At 72.2% G+C, this 16,962-nt stretch carries 16 protein-coding genes; 10 read left to right on the forward strand and 6 right to left on the reverse strand.

Annotation, left to right across the window (positions count from 1 at the left end):
• The first annotated feature begins 58 nt into the window (after window positions 1-58).
• Together ACF089_RS26785 and ACF089_RS26790 are read left to right on the forward strand one after the other, a co-directional pair.
• A complete protein-coding gene (locus ACF089_RS26785) occupies window positions 59-970 on the forward strand; it encodes an ABC transporter ATP-binding protein (RefSeq protein ID WP_392031479.1) in 912 nt (303 codons plus the stop codon).
• Between the two features lie 126 nt (window positions 971-1,096).
• Entirely contained in the window at window positions 1,097-1,816 is a 720-nt protein-coding gene (locus ACF089_RS26790; protein ID WP_392031482.1) for an ABC transporter permease, read from the forward strand.
• Window positions 1,817-2,097: 281 nt separating this feature from the next.
• Here ACF089_RS26790 and ACF089_RS26795 read toward each other — a convergent pair whose 3' ends face one another.
• Complete coding sequence (locus ACF089_RS26795) at window positions 2,098-2,733, reverse strand: TetR/AcrR family transcriptional regulator (RefSeq protein WP_392031485.1); 636 nt, start codon at window positions 2,731-2,733, stop codon at window positions 2,098-2,100.
• Window positions 2,734-2,834: 101 nt separating this feature from the next.
• On the opposite strand from ACF089_RS26795, the gene ACF089_RS26800 reads away from it, so the two are divergent.
• Window positions 2,835-3,524, forward strand: coding sequence for a nitroreductase (locus ACF089_RS26800; RefSeq protein ID WP_392031488.1), 690 nt, complete (start codon window positions 2,835-2,837; stop codon window positions 3,522-3,524).
• 699 nt (window positions 3,525-4,223) lie between these two features.
• Here the strand turns inward: ACF089_RS26800 and ACF089_RS26805 are convergent.
• The gene (locus tag ACF089_RS26805; protein WP_392031491.1) at window positions 4,224-4,802 is read right to left on the reverse strand and encodes a PASTA domain-containing protein; all 579 of its coding nucleotides are present in this window, start codon (window positions 4,800-4,802) and stop codon (window positions 4,224-4,226) included.
• Window positions 4,799-5,320, reverse strand: a complete 522-nt coding sequence (locus tag ACF089_RS26810; RefSeq protein ID WP_366262326.1) for a SigE family RNA polymerase sigma factor — start codon at window positions 5,318-5,320, stop codon at window positions 4,799-4,801. The genes ACF089_RS26805 and ACF089_RS26810 overlap by 4 nt, the downstream gene beginning before the upstream one ends.
• A 603-nt stretch (window positions 5,321-5,923) precedes the next feature.
• Between ACF089_RS26810 and ACF089_RS26815 the strand changes: the two genes are divergently transcribed.
• The 3 genes from ACF089_RS26815 (at window position 5,924) to ACF089_RS26825 (ending at window position 7,639) form a co-directional block, all read left to right on the forward strand.
• Window positions 5,924-6,460 (forward strand): helix-turn-helix domain-containing protein, encoded by a 537-nt coding sequence (locus tag ACF089_RS26815; RefSeq protein ID WP_392031494.1) that lies wholly within the window; start codon window positions 5,924-5,926, stop codon window positions 6,458-6,460.
• A 25-nt stretch (window positions 6,461-6,485) separates the two neighbouring features.
• On the forward strand, window positions 6,486-7,145 hold the full coding sequence (locus ACF089_RS26820; RefSeq protein WP_392031497.1) for a hypothetical protein: 660 nt from the start codon (window positions 6,486-6,488) through the stop codon (window positions 7,143-7,145).
• A 152-nt stretch (window positions 7,146-7,297) separates the two neighbouring features.
• Window positions 7,298-7,639 carry a DUF2516 family protein gene (locus ACF089_RS26825; protein ID WP_392031500.1) on the forward strand — a complete coding sequence of 114 codons (342 nt, stop codon included), beginning with the start codon at window positions 7,298-7,300 and terminating at the stop codon, window positions 7,637-7,639.
• A gap of 115 nt (window positions 7,640-7,754) precedes the next feature.
• On the opposite strand, the gene ACF089_RS26830 is transcribed toward ACF089_RS26825, so the two are convergent.
• The 3 genes from ACF089_RS26830 to ACF089_RS26840 all read right to left on the reverse strand — a co-directional run bounded on the left by ACF089_RS26830 (window position 7,755) and on the right by ACF089_RS26840 (window position 11,393).
• Entirely contained in the window at window positions 7,755-8,987 is a 1,233-nt protein-coding gene (locus tag ACF089_RS26830) for a PP2C family protein-serine/threonine phosphatase (RefSeq protein ID WP_392031503.1), read from the reverse strand.
• Between the two features lie 284 nt (window positions 8,988-9,271).
• Window positions 9,272-10,420: an NlpC/P60 family protein gene (locus ACF089_RS26835; protein ID WP_392031506.1), complete on the reverse strand. Its 1,149-nt coding sequence runs from the start codon at window positions 10,418-10,420 to the stop codon at window positions 9,272-9,274.
• 190 nt (window positions 10,421-10,610) lie between these two features.
• Complete coding sequence (locus ACF089_RS26840) at window positions 10,611-11,393, reverse strand: class I SAM-dependent methyltransferase (protein ID WP_392031508.1); 783 nt, start codon at window positions 11,391-11,393, stop codon at window positions 10,611-10,613.
• A 421-nt stretch (window positions 11,394-11,814) separates the two neighbouring features.
• Between ACF089_RS26840 and mshA the strand changes: the two genes are divergently transcribed.
• The 4 genes from mshA to ACF089_RS26860 all read left to right on the forward strand — a co-directional run bounded on the left by mshA (window position 11,815) and on the right by ACF089_RS26860 (window position 16,924).
• Window positions 11,815-13,155 (forward strand): D-inositol-3-phosphate glycosyltransferase, encoded by a 1,341-nt coding sequence (mshA, locus tag ACF089_RS26845; RefSeq protein ID WP_392031510.1) that lies wholly within the window; start codon window positions 11,815-11,817, stop codon window positions 13,153-13,155.
• The gene (locus tag ACF089_RS26850; protein ID WP_392031512.1) at window positions 13,148-13,660 is read left to right on the forward strand and encodes a YbjN domain-containing protein; all 513 of its coding nucleotides are present in this window, start codon (window positions 13,148-13,150) and stop codon (window positions 13,658-13,660) included. The genes mshA and ACF089_RS26850 overlap by 8 nt, the downstream gene beginning before the upstream one ends.
• Before the next feature lie 157 nt (window positions 13,661-13,817).
• Entirely contained in the window at window positions 13,818-15,470 is a 1,653-nt protein-coding gene (locus tag ACF089_RS26855; RefSeq protein WP_392031515.1) for an MFS transporter, read from the forward strand.
• Window positions 15,471-15,916: 446 nt separating this feature from the next.
• Entirely contained in the window at window positions 15,917-16,924 is a 1,008-nt protein-coding gene (locus tag ACF089_RS26860) for a hypothetical protein (protein ID WP_392031518.1), read from the forward strand.
• Window positions 16,925-16,962: the final 38 nt, after the last annotated feature.

Here is a 16,962-nt window from a genome sequence, read left to right on the forward strand (position 1 = left end):
GCGAAGTGATGACACCACGCCACTGCCGGACGGACGCGACGGACGATGTGATCGGTGCATGACCTCGAACCCCGTCATCGACGTTGAACGTCTGAACCTCAGCTACGGCGACTTCCACGCCGTGAAGGATCTGTCCTTCCAGGTGGCGAAGGGGGAGCTGTACGCGCTGCTCGGCACCAACGGCGCCGGCAAGACCTCGGCCCTGGAGACCGTCGAGGGACACCGTACGGCCGACTCGGGCACCGTGCGGGTCTTCGGGCGGAACCCGCGGGACCGGCGCGCCGTGCGGCCCCGGATGGGCATCATGCTCCAGGAGAGCGGGTTCTCCCCGGACCTGACGGTGCGGGAATCGGTCCGGCTGATCGGCAAGCTCTCCCTGCGCGCCGACCGGGTCGAGCGGGTGCTCAGCCTCGTCGATCTCACGGAGAAGGCCGGCACCCTGGTGTCCCAGCTCTCCGGCGGCGAGAAGCGGCGGCTGGACTTCGCCACCGCCGTGTACGGACAGCCTGAGCTGATCTTCCTGGACGAACCCACCACCGGCCTGGACATCCAGTCCCGGGACGCGCTCTGGGACGCCGTGGACAGACTCCGCGAGGACGGGTCCACCATCGTGCTGACCACGCACTATCTGGAAGAGGCCCAGCAGCGCGCCGATCGCATCGGGCTCATGCACCAGGGCGTGCTCCACCGGGAAGGGACCGTCGCCGAGCTGACGCGGACCCTGCCCGCCGTCATCCGCTTCTCCCTCCTGGCCGCCGCGTCGTCGTCGCCGGTGCCGGTGCCGGTGCCGACGCTGCCGCTGCCCGCCGCGCGGGAGAGCGACGGGAGGTTCCTCGTCGAGACCTTCGGCCTGCAGAAGGACCTGCACACCCTGCTCGACTGGGCCCACGCCAACGGGATCGAGCTGGGAGAACTCCACGCCGGGCCGACCCGGCTCGACGATGTCTTCCGCTCCCTCGGCGACGGCTAGGGCCCTTCCTCCGGCTCCCCCGGACGCCCGCGCGCGTCGCCCCTCGGGCCGGCCCCGGCGCTCGGGGCGCCCGTCCCCTCCACCCCTCCCGGACGCTTCCGGAACGTCCCCGAAAGGACCTTCGCCATGCTCTCCATCGCTCTCGGCGAGCTGATCCAGATCTTCCGGAACCGGCTGGTTCTGGTCACCAGCATCCTGATGCCCGCGGCCGTCAGCGCGTACTTCATCTACCAGCACGAAGCCTTCGCGACCCTGGGCAGCCTCGGATACATCGCGGCGGTGGTGACGTTCACCGTGGGCGCCTTCGGGCTCTACACCACCACCGTCACCACCCTCGCCTCGCGCCGCCAGAACCTCTTCCTCAAGCGGCTGCGCTCCACCCCGGCGAGCGACGCCGGCATCCTCTCCGGGCTGATGCTCCCGGTCACCGTCCTCGCGGTGGTCCAGGTGATCGCCATCCTCACCGCGCTGGCCGTGGTCGCCGGCGGGCCGGCCAACGTCCTTCTCCTCGCGGCGGCGGTCCTCGCCACGGTGATCATGATGCTCGGCCTGGGGCTGGCCACGGCGGGTCTGACGAACTCCCCCGAACACGCCCAGGTGACCACGCTGCCCGTCAGCCTCGGCGCCATCGCCGTCGCGACCTGGGTGGGGATCTCCGGCACCGAGGAGCTGACCCTGCTCAAGCGGCTGCTCCCCGGTGGCGCGGCCACCGAACTGGTCCTCAACGCCTGGAACGGCGGCGTTCCCGTCGCCGACTCCCTGCTTCTCCTGCTCCCCACCCTGGGCTGGGTCGCCGTGGCCGTCGTCCTGGCCTCCCGCCTCTTCCGCTGGGAACCCCGCCGCTGACACCCCCGCCGCCGCCCCCGATTCCGATCGCGCCCCGGCCTCCCCAAGCGGCGACGGCCCCGCGCCTCCCCTCGGCGCGCGGCATCTGCCGGGCCGGTCGGGTGTTGAGCCGGGACACGGCGGTGGGAACCGGTGCGGTGAGGCGACCTGGCGGTTTCGACCTGCTGGGACGAGCACGTCGGAACCGTCGGGTCGCGCTTCCTGCGAGCTTCGGCGAATTGACGTACGTCGGCGCCGGCTGGATCGAAGGCACGCGGGCCCGGGGCGGAACCGTCTCGCACTCAGAAGTCCACGTCGCCTCCGGCCGTGTCGGCTCCTCCGCGTCGAGGCGTGCTCGGCAGGGCGTGCGCGAGCAGGGTCTTCGCCGCCGTCCGCGCGTGTCGGCCGTAGTCCGCCTCGCCGAGCACCATGGCGCGACTGGCCGCCCCGTCCGCGAGGGTGACCAGTTGTTCGGCGAGCGCGGCGGGTTCGTCGCAGCCCAGCTCCGTCACCAGCGCGGTGACCAGCCGTACCATCCGCAGTTTCTGTTCGCGGGCGTAGGAGTGGACCGCGCTCTCGGGGTCGGGGAACTCCGCTGCGGCGTCGATGAACGGGCATCCCCGTACCGGTATCGCGTCCGGCACGGGGTCGAACAGCCCGAGGATCCGCTCCAGCGGGGGCATGTCCTCGCGGTTCAGCACGTCTTCCAGCGTGGCACCCGACGCGGTGAGGTCCTGGAGGTGGGCGATCACCAGGTCGCTCTTGGTCCGGAAATGCGCGTAGAGCGTCCGTTTGGACACGGGCGCCGCCTCCGCGACCTGCTCCATGCCGGTCGCGTTGATGCCGTGGGTCGCGAACAGCTGGGCGGCGGCGGCCAGGATGCGCTCCCGTCCGCCCCGTCCCCGCCCCCTCGCGGATTCCGTAGTCGTCGCACTCATGCGTCAAGCATACGGAAGCGTTTACTTCGAGAGGGGATGCCTGCTAGGTTCCCGCAATGTAAACGATTGCGTTTACATTGATTGCCGTCGAGGAGTCCTTCGTGAGCCTGTTGGTCCCCACCGAGCCGAGCGACTGTGCGGAGAAGCTGATACGCGGCCGTCGCTCGACCCGCGCGTTCCGTCCGGAAGCCCTCCCCGAGGACACGATTCGTGCGATCTTCTCGCTGGCCGGCGCCGCGCCGTCCAACTCCAACGCACAGCCCTGGCGGGTGGAGGTGGCGAGCGGCGCCACGCGCGAACGCCTGGCCGACGCCTTGCGGGTCGCCCACGCCGAGAAGCGCGTCTCGGTCGACTTCCCGTATCCCGAGGGCCTGTACTCGCCGGTGCTCCAGGCGCGTCGGTCGGCGTTCGGCGCCCAGCTGTACGGAGCGCTGGGCATCGAAGCCGACGATCACGAGGCGCGGGCGGCCTACGACGCGGAAAGCCTGCGCTTCTACGGCGCGCCGCACGCCGCGTTCCTGTTCGTCACCGGGGACGGCGGGGCCCGGTCGGCCGCTGACGTCGGCGCCTATATGCAGACCCTGCTCCTGGCGATGACCGCCTACGGCGTGGCGAGTTGTCCACAAGGGCTGCTGAGCTTCTACGCCGACACGGTCCGCGCCGAACTCGCGGTCGGCGAAGGGCGGCTGCTCGTGGGCATCTCCTTCGGCTACGCCGACGGAGCGGCGCCCGTCAACCACGTCAGGACCGAGAGGGCTGCGCTCGAAGCGGTCACGACTTTCCACGGCTAGTCGGTGCGCACTGCTCCTGGTGCCGCGGCAGCCCCCGGCGCCGCTCCGGCCGCACCACCTCGGGCGACCGGCCGCGACGGCACGTCGGGCCGCCACGATGGTCGTCGACCGACTCCCCCGACTGCGGACCTGCCCTCGTCGGAACCCGAGATCGCGCCGCCCACGCCCCCGCGCCCCTGCCTGCCCGCGAACCCCGGGATCCCGGACTCCAGCCGTTCCGCGAGCTGATCTTGGGTCCAGCCGCTGCGGCCCGGTTCCGCCCAGTGGCGTTGTCCGCCGGGTGGCGGTACAGCGTGGTGGCCGGGTGGCGGCCGCATGTGATGGCGGCCCTGGAGGCGAGGGCGGCCTGGTCCCGCCCCATGACGGACCAGCTCGGTCTTCGGGGCCCGCGGTGCACCGCCCTTCACGCCGACACCGGCTACCCGGTGACGGGCCACGGGCCGGCCGGAGGAGCGTGAACGTCGTGCGGTTGCCCCCTGACCACCTGGACCTGCGGGACGTGCGTCGCCGTGTCGATGCGGTGCTGCAGGAGTTCCTCGACCACGAGGCCCTCCCCGGTCGTCCAGGCCCGCGTGTCCAGGAAAAGTCCAGCAGCGGCCCGGAGGGGCGGGCGTCCAGCCGGTGCGCCGCGGTCGACGGACTGCCCGGCACCGGCCCCTGGGCCACTCGGCCGGTGCGCGGGCCGAAGGGCCCGGTCGCTCAGGTTCCGCCGGGTTTGCCCGTCGAGACCAGCAGGAGGACGGACGAGCCCGGTGCCACCGGTTCTGCGCCGCCCCGGGGCTGACTGCTGATCACCTGCCCGGCGGGAGCGTTCCAGTCCGTGTGCCGCATGATCGTGCAGCTCAGTCCGAGTCCGCGCAGCAGGCTTCCGGCCTGTTCGACCGGCATGCCGGCCAGGTCCGGCAGCGCGATGCCCGCTCCCGCGGTCTGCTCCTGCTCCTGTGTCGGAGTCGGATCGGCGCTTCCGCTCTTGGGGGTGCCGGTGGCGAGCGGGGTGCACGCCCCGTTCGCCGGTGGGGACAGGGACGGGGAGGCGCCGGGCGCGGGCGGCACGGGCTTCAGCGCGAAGAACCCCACCGTGGCGCACGCCAGCACGCAGCACGCCGCAGCGGTGCCGAGGAGCGCCCGGCGGGTGCGGCTGCGGCTGACGGTTCGCTCGATCGCGGCCGCGTCGACGACCGGCGCCGTCGGCCCGTCGGCGAAGGAGGCCACCGCGGCACGCAGCTCGGCTTCGAGGCCCGGCTGGAACGGGGCCGGTCCGGACGACGTGTTCCTCACTTCGTACCTCCGAAAGCGGCCGACGGCGTGTGCGGCGCCTGGGCGCCCGATACGGAATCGCGCAGCTTGGCCAGGCCGCGGGCGAGCTGGGACCTCACCGCACTCGAAGAGATGTCCAGGACGTCGGCGACCTGCCGGGCGTCCAGATCGTGCAGGTAGTACAGGACCACCACGCTGCGCATGCCCATCGGCAGCCCGAGCAGTGCCTCGATCAGTTCCGCGCGCAGATCCACCTGCCCGAACCGGTCCCGGGGGTCGGCCGTCTCGGGCACCCCCGACAGCCCGGGGCGCTCGCCCCGGCGCGACAGCCGCCGCCAGCGGTCGTTGGCCAGGTTGACCAGCACTTTGCGCACGTACGCCTCCGGCGAGTCCGCCACCGCGACCTTCCGCCACTGTCGGCACGCCCGCTCCAGCGCCTCCTGCACCAGATCCTCGGCCACGTGCACGTCACCGGTCAGCGCATACGCGGTGCGGAACAACGCTCCCGACCGCTGTGCGACGAACTCCGTGAATCCGATGCCCGGACCGCTCCTGCGAAACCTCACCCGCCGACCTCCTCTCCTCGTCCCGTCCCGATCACTGCCCCCATGACGGCGGAACGGGGCCGAGTGCTGCACCGAGCCGCCGGCAGTGACGTGAATCACAGCCGGGACGGAAGGGTGTCCCAGGACCTCGCGCCGCTGCCGCCCGGGGTGCGGGCGGGGCCCGGCGAAGCGGAGGGCCGCCGGGCGGGCGGCCCGCAGTCGGCCGAGCCGTCAGAAACTCGACCGGCACCCCGGACCTCCAGGCAGTTGATCAACACGACTGCCGAAGGTTCAACCACCACGGAACCGCAGGTCAAAGGGCTCCGGAGAGCACGGAGGGCTTAGCGCCGGTTTTCGTTCCGATGTTCCTCAACCTCCGTTGCCCCGACAGCCAGTCCGAGCGGCCTCCAGCCGGCTGAAACCTCCCACGCGGCCCGCCGCGCTGGCCACGAAGCTTGAAACCTCGGCCAGAAACCCTGAACACACAGGCCGAGTGGCGTGAAACTGGCCAGTTGGCCTGCACAGTCTCATGTGGCGCGACACACTATTGCAAGCATCTGCTTGCAATAGTTAGCAAGGGTGGGGCACCATCGGGTCATGGCATCACTCAACGTCGGCAATCTCGGTGAGTACCTCCGCGAGCAGCGGCGCACCGCCCAGCTCTCGCTGCGGCAGCTCGCCGAGGCCGCCGGGGTGTCCAATCCGTATCTCAGTCAGATCGAGCGCGGGCTGCGCAAGCCGAGCGCGGAGGTGTTGCAGCAGGTCGCCAAGGCGCTGCGGATCTCCGCCGAGACGCTGTACGTGCGGGCCGGGATCCTCGACGAGCGGGACCGGGACGAGCTGGAGACGCGGGCCGTCATCATCGCGGACCCTTCGATCAATGAGCGGCAGAAGGCCGTTCTGCTCCAGATCTACGAGTCCTTCCGCAAGGAGAACGGATTCGAGACCGCGACGGGGTCGGACGACCCCGACGCGAGCGGACGAACGGAACCGGATCCGGGATCGGAGCCGGGACCGGCTTCGGCTCCGGATGCGGAGCCCGTGGCGGACAAGGGCTCCGGCACGGCCCAGGGCGCCGCTGCCGAGGGCCCCCGCAAGGGCGACGGCAGTGACGCCGGCCAACCCTCACACTGAACTGCTTTCCAGGAGGACCACAGCCATGGCCATCACCGATGACCTCCGCAAGACGTTCACCGACCCCACCCCCCTCTACTTCGCCGCCGGCACGGCCGACCTCGCCGTCCAGCAGGCCCGGAAGGTGCCCGCGCTGCTCGAACAGCTCGCGGCCGAGGCACCCGGCCGGATCGAGGCCGTGCGGAACGCCGATCCGAAGGTCGTGCAGTCCCGGGTGAGCAGCCAGGCCAAGGAGGCCCAGGCCACCGTGCAGGCCAAGGTCAACGAGGTCTTCGGCGGATTCGACGCCGATCTGAAGAAGCTGGGCGAGACCGCTCAGGACTTCGCCCTGCGCGGAGTCGGCGTCGCCGCCGAGTACGCGGTCAAGGCCCGGGAGACCTACGAGAAGGTCGCCGAGCACGGCGAGCAGACGGTCAGGACCTGGCGCGGCGAGGCGGCCGAGGAGATCACCGAGATCGCCGTCGCCGTCGAGCCCGAGCCGGCGAAGAAGGAGTCGGTGCGGACGGAGCCCGTCAAGCCCGCTCCGGCGAAGGCCGCGCCCGCCGGCTCCCCGTCCGCCAACGGCCGCCGGCCGAAGGACGCGGCCGCCGCGACGGACGCCGGCTCCGGGGCCGACAAGCCCGCGGCCCGCAAGCCCGCCGCCCGCCGCGCGGCCCCGAAGAAGAACACCCCGCCGGTCGCCTAGACCGTCTCGCGGGCCCCGGCCGGTCCTGAGGACGGTGCCGGGCGCGCGTGCGGGAGAACGGACCGGACGCCTTTGGGAGTGTCCGGTCCGTTCTCCGGGTACCGTGGCGGCGGGGCCCCTCTCTCACCCACTAGGCCTAGGCGGTGCTCAGCATGTTGCGCACGAGTTTCGAGTTGACTCTCTGGCTGGTCGTGGATCTGGTCTTCCTGGTCACCTCGGTGACCGCGCTGATCATGGCCGCGATCGCCCGCGAGGACGCCTATCGTGCTGCCGACAAGCAGACCAAGAGCTTCTGGCTGATCATCCTCGGCGTCACCGTCGCGCTGAATCTGACCGTCTCGATACTGTTCCTGTCGCTGGCGGGACTGATCGCGTCGATCGTCTTCTTCGTCGATGTACGGCCCGCCCTGGCGCAGGTCTCCGGCGGTGGCCGGGGGCGGCGCGGCGGGTCCAGCAGCGACGGCCCCTACGGTCCGTACAACGGCGGACGGTAGTCCGGCGCACCGCTCGGCGAGACTCCGGGGGCTCCTGTCGGCGGCCTTCCGGAGCGGCGCGTCCGGCGCTCCCGCGGCTCCGGACCGGCGCGCGCGGAGGCCGCCCGGGCCCGGCTCAGCCCCGGCTCAGCAGCAGGACCGCCACATCGTCCGTCAGCTCGCCGCCGTTGAGCTCGCGAGCCTCCGACACCGCCGACTCCAGCAGGGCCTCGCCCTCCAGCCCCGCCGACAGTCTGCGATTGATCATCCGCAGCATGCCCTCGTCGCCCAGGCGCTCCTTCTCTCCCGGGCCGGACCGTCCCTCGATCAGCCCGTCCGTGTAGAGCATCAGACTCCAGGCCCCGCCCAGCTCCACCTGCCGGCGCGGCCAGCGGGCGCGCGGCAGCAGCCCCAGCGCCGGGCCGCCGCTCTCGTACGGCAGCAGCTGCGCGGCCCGTCCGCCCCGGGTGATCAGCGGCGAGGGGTGACCCGCCAGACAGAGCCCCGCCCGCCGCCCGTCGGGGGCGATGTCGACCGTGCAGAGCGTCGCGAAGATCTCGTCGCTCTCCCGCTCGTGCTCCAGCACCCGCTGGAGCGTCGAGAGCAGCTCGTCCCCGCACAGCCCGGCGAAGGTCAGCGCCCGCCACGCTATGCGCAGCTCCACACCGAGCGCCGCCTCGTCCGGGCCGTGGCCGCAGACATCGCCGATCATCGCGTGGACCGTGCCGTCCGGGGTGCGGACGGTGTCGTAGAAGTCCCCGCCGAGGAGCGCCCGGGAGCGGCCGGGCCGATAGCGGGCGGCGAACCGCAGCCCCGAGCCCTGGAGCAGGGGAGTGGGCAGCAGTCCGCGCTCCAGCCGGGCGTTCTCCTGGGCGCGCAGCCGTGACTCGGCCAGCTTCATCTGCGCGGTGTCGGCGCGCTTGCGCTCCACCGCGTACCGCACGGTGCGGTGCAGCAGCCGGCCGTCCAGCTCGTCGCGGAAGAGATGGTCCTGGGCCCCCAGCCGGACGGCGTCGGCGGCGCGCTCCGCGTCGGCGGAGGTGGTCAGCGCCAGCACGGCCTGCCGGGGCGCGAGGCGCAGCACCTGGCGGAGCGCGCCCAGCTCCTCGTCGTCCGCCGGGCCGCCGGGCAGCGCCAGATCCACCAGCACGCAGTGGACGTCGTCGGTGAGCAGCCGCTCGGCCTCGGTGAGATTGCGGGCGCTGCGCACCCGGACCCGGGGACCCGCGGTGTCGGGCAGCTCGGGGACGGAGAAGGCGCCCGCCGGGTCGTCCTCGATCACCAGCAGGACGAGATCACCGCTGACGGCGCCGCCTTCTGCGGTCTCCGCGGCGGGGGCGGTGCGCTGACGCGGTACGGGTACGGCCATTGATCCGGGTTCCTTCCCTCCCCCCGAGGGCGCGACGGGACGCCGAACGACACCCCGCCAGACGGGGACCTTAGCGTCAGCCCCCGGGGCAGCGGAATGAGGAGACAGGTCACAGACGCCATATGCCGGGCATGGGCGGTCAGTTGGCGGGTCTGTCATGACGAACATCACCCCTCCGGGCAGGGCCTCTCACCCCTGCGGGCACGGTGGGTCGCCCTCTCCGTACGGTGTGCGCCCGCCGTGCGGCGCAGGTCACCCCGGTCGCAGCCGGTCCGCCGGGCCCGTCACCGGTCGGGGCGCACCACTCCGAGGATCTTCATCGAGCCGGCTCCGGCCACGGTGACGTCCCGCCCCGGCCGGGGGGCGTGCACGATCGATCCGTCGCCTATGTACAGCCCGACATGGCTCGCGTCCGCGTGGTAGATGATCAGATCGCCGGGGCGCAGATCCCCGACCGCGACCCTGGGCAGCTGCCGCCACTGCTCCTGCGAGGTGCGCGGGATGTTCCGTCCGGCGGCGGCCCAGGCCTGTGAGGTCAGTCCGGAGCAGTCGTAGGAGCCGGGGCCCTCGGCGCCCCATGAGTACGGCTTGCCCAGCTGCGCCGAGGCGAACTCGACCGCCTTCGCGCCCCCGGCGGTCGCCTTGCCGTCCCGGCCGCCGGCGCCGCCGTCCGGTGAGGCGTCCGTCCGCGCGTCGTCCGCGCGCCGGCGGTCGCGGGACTCCAGCCATTCGGCCTGGGCCTTCGCCGCCGCCTCGCGCTCCAGCTCCAGCAGCCGGGCGCGCTCCTTCTTCGCGAGGCGCTTCTCCAGCTTCTCCGCGGCGGTGATCTTTTCGGTGATCTTCTTCTTGGCCTCGTTCTGCCGGAGGCGGTTGCTCTCCAGGGTCTGCCACTGCGCTCCGGCGTCCCGGGCGTACGCCCGGAGATCGGCCTGGGCGCGGTCCAGCTCTCTCAGAAGATCCCTGGTGGCCTTCATGCCCTGCTTGACGCGGTCGACGCCGTCGAGGAAGAGACGGGGATCGTCGGTGAGCATCAGCTGGGCCTCGGCGGGCAGACCGCCGCCCTGGTACTGGGCGCGGGCTGTGGCTCCGGCGCGGTCCTTCAGCTCCTTGATGCGGTCCTCGCCCTTGTCGATGCGCTGCGCGAGCCGGGCGATCTCGCCGGACTGGCGCTCGGCCTCCTCCTTGGCGAGGTTGTACGCGTCGGTCGCGGACACCGCCTGGTGATAGAGGCCCTCTATCTCCATCCGCACCTCCTCCAGCGATCTGTCGCCGCCCTCCCGGCCGCGGTCCGGCGGCTCAGGGGCGCGGGGGAGCGGACCCGCCGAGGGCGCCGCCGGGGCGAGCGGCGCCGCGAACGCGGCGCCCGGTGCGACGAGCACGGTCAGGGCGCAGACCGCGGTGATCGCGGCGATGGCACAGCGGCGTCGGTTCACGACTCCCCCTCCGATGGCGACTGACTGCGGCGACCAGCTGATTTACCGTCAGTAACTTACGGACGCTGCCGCGATGGTGCCACGGCGGTCCGTGAATCGACAGAGGGCCGCCGGTGGGCCGCCCCCTTCTCCCTTCCCACGTCTCGCTGACGAACGGCGAGCCCCGCGTGTTCCCTGTTCGTACACGCGTTCACCCGTACGAGGGAGCGAGCGCCGCCCAAGCCACGGTGACCTCGCCCTGTCGCCACCGCTTGGGGCCGTCCGTCAGCGGCCAGTCGGCCGCCAGCTCGCGCACCGCCCGCATCCAGCGCTGCCGCGCCCCGAGCGAGGCGTACGGGGCCGCCGAGGCCCACGCGCGGTCGAAGTCGCGCAGGAACGCGTGCACCGGCTCGCCCGGGACATTGCGGTGGATCAGCGCCTTCGGCAGCCGTTCCGCCAGGTCGGAGGGGCGGTCCAGGGAGCCGAGCCGGGTCGCGAAGGTCACCGTGCGCGGGCCCTCGGGCCCCAGCGCGACCCAGACGTGCCGCCGCCCGATCTCGTCGCAGGTGCCCTCGACCAGCAGACCGTCCGGCGCGAGCCGTCCGCACAGCCGCGCCCAGACGGCGGCGACCTCGCCCTCCTCGTACTGCCGCAGCACGTTCGCCGCGCGGATGAGCAGAGGCCGGTCCGGCGCCGGCAGCTCGAAGCCGCCGTGGACGAAGCTGAGCCCTTCGCGTTCGTACGGCTTCGCGGAGGCGACCCGGCCGGGGTCGATCTCGATCCCGATCACTTCGCAGCGCGGGTCGGCGGTGCGCAGCCGCCGCAGCAGTTCGAGGGTGGTCCAGGGGGCCGAGCCGTATCCGAGGTCGACGGCGAGCGGCCGGTCGCTGCGGCGCAGCGCGGGGCCGTGGGCGGCGGCGATCCAGCGGTCCATCCGGCGCAGCCGGTTGGGGTTGGTCGTCCCGCGGGTCGGGGTGCCGACGGGGCGGGTCATGACAGCGAGCGTATGCGCCCGCCGGACCCGAGCCCCACGCCCCCGATGCCCGCATCGCCCCGCCGCCCGCCCGGCCCCACGCCCCCGACGCCCGCATCGCCCCGACGCCCGCCGAGCCCCACGCCCCCGACGTCTGCCGCGCCCGCACCGCCCCGCCGCCCGCCGGGGCCGCGAGCCCCCTGGGCCCCGGGGCCACCGCGCCCGGCCCCCACGCCCCCCGTACGCCCCTGAAGCCTTCCCCGCGCCCCCGGATCGCGCCCCGCGCCCCCACGGCCGCGCCCCGGCCCGGGAACCAAATCCGCCCGCCCAATCGTAATGATTTGGCAAAGTGCCGGAGCAGAGGAAATGGAAGAAGGTGCTCCACTGTTGTGCGCCGTGGAAACCCGGCTCTGCCCATGCCGGAACGAGGAGGAACGCCGACGTGAGCCAGTACGTCTCCCGCCTCGGCAGCGGCTTCCTGCCACCCCGGATCAGGTTTCCCGGCGGGCATCGCAAGCCGCGCCGGATCGCCATGCTCAGCGTCCACACCTCCCCGCTCCACCAGCCGGGCACCGGCGACGCGGGCGGGATGAACGTCTACATCGTCGAGCTGGCCAGACGGCTCGCCGCGATCAACATCGAGGTCGAGATCTTCACCCGGGCGACCGCCGGCGGGCTGCCCCCCTCGGTGGAGCTGGCCCCCGGGGTGCTCGTCCGCCATGTCGACGCCGGACCGTACGAGGGCCTCGCCAAGGAGGACCTGCCCGGTCAGCTCTGCGCCTTCACCCACGGGGTGATGCAGGCCTGGGCCCGCCACCGCCCCGGCCACTACGACCTCGTCCACTCCCACTACTGGCTCTCCGGCCATGTCGGCTGGCTCGCCGCCGAACGCTGGGGCGTCCCCCTCGTCCACGCCATGCACACCATGGCCAAGGTCAAGAACGCCTCCCTCGCCGAGGGCGACACCCCCGAACCGTCCTCGCGGGTCATCGGCGAGACCCAGATCGTCAACGCCTCCGACCGGCTGATCGCCAACACGGCGGAGGAGGCGGACGAGCTGGTCCGCTTCTACGACGCCGATCCGGCGAAGGTCGCCGTCGTCCACCCCGGGGTCAATCTCGACCGCTTCCGCCCGGCCGACGGCCGCGCCGCCGCCCGGGCCCGGCTCGGGGTCCCGCAGGACGCCTTCGTACCGCTCTTCGCCGGCCGGATACAGCCGCTGAAGGCCCCCGACATCCTGCTGCGCGCGGTCGCCCTGCTGCTGGAGGGGAATCCATCCCTCCGCTCCCGGCTCCATGTGCCCGTCGTCGGCGGCCCGAGCGGCAGCGGTCTGGCCAGACCCGAAGGGCTCCAGAAGCTCGCGGCGCGCCTCGGCATCGCCGATGTCGTCCACTTCCATCCGCCGGTCTCGCAGGAGACGCTCGCGGACTGGTTCCGCGCCGCGTCCGCGCTGGTGATGCCCTCGTACAGCGAATCCTTCGGCCTGGTGGCGATCGAGGCCCAGGCGGCGGGCACCCCGGTGGTCGCCGCGAGGGTCGGCGGCCTCCCGGTCGCCGTGCGCGACGGGGCGACCGGGCTGCTGGTCGACGGCCACGACCCCGCCCAGTACGCGCGGGCGCTCCACCGGCTGCTGATCCACCCCCCGCTCGCCGCCCGGATGGGCGCGGAGGCGGCCCGGCACGCCGAGTCCTTCGGCTGGGACACCGCCGCCGCCGTCACCTCCGACGTCTACACGGCGGCGATGTACGAACACCGCCGCCGGGTACGCTCGCACCATGTCTGACGAGCGCCGGCCCACGGAGATCATCGAGCGGGCCCTGGAAGACGCCGAGCTGACCTGGGAGAGCCCTGAGCCGGGCTCGTACGTGGTCACCCTTCCCGGCACCCGCAAGCTCTCCACCACCTGCTCCCTGCGGGTCGGCAGACACTCCCTCTCGGTGAACGCCTTCGTCATCCGCCACCCCGACGGCAACGACCCCGCCGTCCACCGCTGGCTGCTCGAACGGAACCTCCGGCTCTACGGGGTCGCGTACGGGATCGATCACCTCGGCGACATCTATCTGACCGGCCGGCTCCCGCTCTCCGTGATCGTCCCGGACGAGCTGGACCGCCTGCTGGGGTCGGTGCTGGAGGCCGCGGACGGGGCCTTCAACACCCTGCTGGAGCTGGGGTTCGCCGAGGCCATCCGCAAGGAGTACGCCTGGCGGGTCTCGCGCGGGGAGTCCACCAGGAACCTGGACGCGTTCACCCATCTGACCGGCGCCGCCCGCGACGCCGAGCCAGGCTGACCCCGCCCCGACACCCGCCCCCGCGCGACGCCGAGCCCGGCTGACCCCGCCCCGACACCCGCCCCCGCGCGACGCCGAGCAGAGCCGACCCCGGCCCCGACACCCGACCGCCCGCGCTGGTGTGCGGGAGATCTCGACGCGAGGCAGAATCCTGCCCATGCGCGACAAAACGGGCGGTTCCGGGGGTGGGTCGGGCTCCGGCCCCGCCACGCCCCCCTCCGAGGAGGCCGCCCCGGGGGCCCGGGGCCCCGCCGGGTCGGCGAACCAGACCCTGGCGCTCGCGGCGATGATGTTCGCCGTGGCGATGACCTTCATCGACCAGACGATCGTCGCCATCGCCGCCCCGGACATCACCGACGAACTCGGACTCACCGCGTCCGGCATGCGCTGGGTCGTCAACTCCTATCTGCTCGCGCTGGCGGCCTGCTTCGCGCTCGGCGGCCGGCTGGCCGACATCCACGGCCACCGCACGGTGATGCTGACCGGCACCCTGGTCTTCGTCATCGCCTCGGTGCTCTGCGGCTGCGTCCCCGCGAGCGGATTCGCCCAGACCTGGATGATCATCTTCCGTGCTGTTCAGGGGGCGGGGGCCGCGCTGATGTTCCCGGCCGCCCTCGCCGTCGTCACGGCGGTCTTCCCGGTGGAGCGCCGGGGCCGCGCGATCGCCCTCTTCTTCGGCGTCTCCGGCGGACTCACCGCGATCGGCCCGCTGCTCGGCGGTGTGCTCACCGCGTGGACCTGGCGGGCGATCTTCTGGGTGAACGTCCCGGTCGCCGTGATCGCGATCGTCCTCACGGTGCTGGCCCGCATCCCCGACGACGCGCGCAGGGAACGCCTCGATCTGCCGGGCGCGTTCCTGGTCGCGGCCGGGATGGGCCTGAGCGTGCTGGGACTCCAGCAGGCCTCCTCCTGGGGCTGGGGATCCCTCGCCACCTGGGGCTGCGTCATCGGCGGACTGCTGCTGCTGATCGCCTTCTGCGTCTACGAACTCCGGGTCCCCGAACAGCCCCTGATCAAGCTCCGGGTCTTCCGCGACCGGGCCTTCAGCGTCGATACGGCGGTGCTGTTCTTCGGGATGCTCGCCTTCGTCCCGCTGTTCTTCTTCGCCTCGGTCTACGCGCAGGTCTCGCTCCGGAAGACGCCGAACGAGGCGGCGCTGTATCTCCTCTACTTCTTCCTCGGCTTCGTCCTCGCCTCCCAGGTCGGCGGGCGGATGCTCGACAAACGGGGCGCGCGCCCGCCGCTGCTGCTGGGCACGGCGCTCGCCACGGCCGGCTTCGCCCTCTGGGCGGCGAAACTGACGGATCTGTCGTACGGCGCGCAGTGGCCCTATGTGGTGCTGTCCGGCGCGGGGATCGGCCTTCTGCTCGCCCCGGCCTCGACGGACTCGGTCAACCGGGCGATCGACGCCTCGTACGGGGAGGTCACCGGCATCACCCAGACGGCGCGCAACTACGCGGCGGCGGTGGGGCTCGCGGTGTACGGGACGGTGCTCAGCCATGTCACGGTCGACAAGGTGACCGCGACGCTCCACGCGCAGGGCCTGCCGCGGGACGAGGCCCGGCGCACCGCCCACGACATCGCCCAGTCGGTCGCCGGCCACGGGGACGGCCGGGGGACGGGCGACGGTTCGGTGACCTCCGCGATGCGGGAGACGGGGGACGCGGTACGGATGGACTTCGCCGAGGCCAACCAGTGGGTGTTCTACGGGATGGCGATCGCCCTGGCGCTGGCCTTCCTCTGCGCGCTGGCGCACCCGGGGACCCGCGTGACCTCCGCCGCCCCGGACCCCGGCCCCGCCGAGCGCTGACTCCCCGCCCTCCCCGCCGTCCGCCCGAGTCATCCCTCCCCGTATTTCCTTCCCTCCGCCCGGCGCGGACAACGGCCCCGCCCTGGCTCTCCCCCGCACCGGCCGAAAAGAACGGTCCACGGCCTGAATGCAGAGGAATCTTGAATACGGAATCCCCTATTCAAGGTGACCTGCGCCACATGTCTTGTACGGGGAGCGCAATCCGTTTCCGCCCGGCCGGATGAGGGGCGTACAGGCCAACCCCGTTGAACGGCTGTCACCTCGGCATTCCCCGCTCCCGGTGCGCCCTCGCGCGCGCCCCGACCGCGCTATTTACCCCCGTACGACTTCGGTGGACGATTCGATCACCAGCACCCACCCCAACAGCACCATCCGGCACTCGGAACAGCGCGATCGCACCTCATTTCACACACCACGTGACAGAAAAGGGATGCCAAGTGCGCCAGATGAGACGTACCGTTCTCTCCTCCCTCGCCGCCGCTGCCCTGGTCCTCGGATCGGGCCAGCTCGCCTCGGCCGAGTCCACCGCGCAGACCCCGCCGGCCGGTGACTCGTCCACCGTCAGCAAGACCGCCGAGCTGGCCGGTGGCGAGGGAGTCGACTCCCGCCGCGCCGCGCTGGAGGTCGAGAAGTACTGGACCGCCGAGCGTATGGCGCAGGCCATTCCGGCGGACAACTTCCTTCCCGCGCCCCCGGGATCGGGCAAGGGATCCGCGCGGAAGGCGGGCCCCACCGGAAAGCCCGGCACCACTCCCGCCGCCGCACCCGCGAAGAAGAGCAAGACCGGGGCCCGGGTGGCTGACTCGGCGGCGGTCGGCAAGGTGTTCTTCAAGAATCCGGCGGACGGCAAGAACTACGTCTGCTCGGCAGCCTCCATCAACAGCCCCTCGAAGCAGATGGTGACCACCGCCGGTCACTGCGTCAACGGAGGCGGCACGAACGGCACGGCCGGTCAGTGGATGCAGAATTGGACGTACGTCCCCCGCTATCGCGACGGGGTGCGGCCCTTCGGCACCTTCGCCGCCAAGCAGTTCCGCACCTTCACCAGCTGGACCAACAACAGCGATCTGGCGCGGGACGTGGCCATGGTGACCACCTGGCCGCTCAACAACAACAAGGTCGTCAATGTCACCGGCGGCCATGGACTCAGCTGGAACTTCAGCCAGAACCAGGCCACGACCGTCTTCGGATACCCCGGAAACCACAACAACGGCCAGGTCCAATGGGTCTGTCAGGGCACGACCCGCGCGGCGGGCGCGTCCTACAGTGAGCTGCAGTGCAACTTCGGCGGCGGATCCAGCGGCGGCCCCTGGCTGCGCACGTACAGCGAGGCGAACGGTCTCGGCTCGCAGAACGGCGTCATGAGCACCATCAGCGGCGGCGGCTGGAACCAGACGCCCTACTTCGACAACGCCGTCAAGCAGATGTTCGACGACCAGGGCAGCGTGACCTGACCCGCCGCCGCTTCGCCGGGGCGTCGGCCCCGGCGGGG

Origin of the sequence: Streptomyces sp. NPDC014894, from assembly GCF_043080985.1 — a bacterium.
GTDB lineage: Bacteria > Actinomycetota > Actinomycetes > Streptomycetales > Streptomycetaceae > Streptomyces.

Bases quoted from the DNA above. Each gene is read 5' to 3' on its own strand.
- ACF089_RS26860 (WP_392031518.1), top strand. From the start codon at position 15,917: ATGAGACGTACCGTTCTCTCCTCCCTCGCCGCCGCTGCCCTGGTCCTC.
- ACF089_RS26830 (WP_392031503.1), bottom strand. From the start codon at position 8,987: ATGGCCGTACCCGTACCGCGTCAGCGCACCGCCCCCGCCGCGGAGACC.
- ACF089_RS26790 (WP_392031482.1), top strand. From the start codon at position 1,097: ATGCTCTCCATCGCTCTCGGCGAGCTGATCCAGATCTTCCGGAACCGG.
- ACF089_RS26795 (WP_392031485.1), bottom strand. From the start codon at position 2,733: ATGAGTGCGACGACTACGGAATCCGCGAGGGGGCGGGGACGGGGCGGA.
- ACF089_RS26825 (WP_392031500.1), top strand. From the start codon at position 7,298: ATGTTGCGCACGAGTTTCGAGTTGACTCTCTGGCTGGTCGTGGATCTG.
- ACF089_RS26785 (WP_392031479.1), top strand. From the start codon at position 59: ATGACCTCGAACCCCGTCATCGACGTTGAACGTCTGAACCTCAGCTAC.
- ACF089_RS26820 (WP_392031497.1), top strand. From the start codon at position 6,486: ATGGCCATCACCGATGACCTCCGCAAGACGTTCACCGACCCCACCCCC.
- ACF089_RS26815 (WP_392031494.1), top strand. From the start codon at position 5,924: ATGGCATCACTCAACGTCGGCAATCTCGGTGAGTACCTCCGCGAGCAG.
- ACF089_RS26855 (WP_392031515.1), top strand. From the start codon at position 13,818: ATGCGCGACAAAACGGGCGGTTCCGGGGGTGGGTCGGGCTCCGGCCCC.
- ACF089_RS26840 (WP_392031508.1), bottom strand. From the start codon at position 11,393: ATGACCCGCCCCGTCGGCACCCCGACCCGCGGGACGACCAACCCCAAC.
- ACF089_RS26850 (WP_392031512.1), top strand. From the start codon at position 13,148: ATGTCTGACGAGCGCCGGCCCACGGAGATCATCGAGCGGGCCCTGGAA.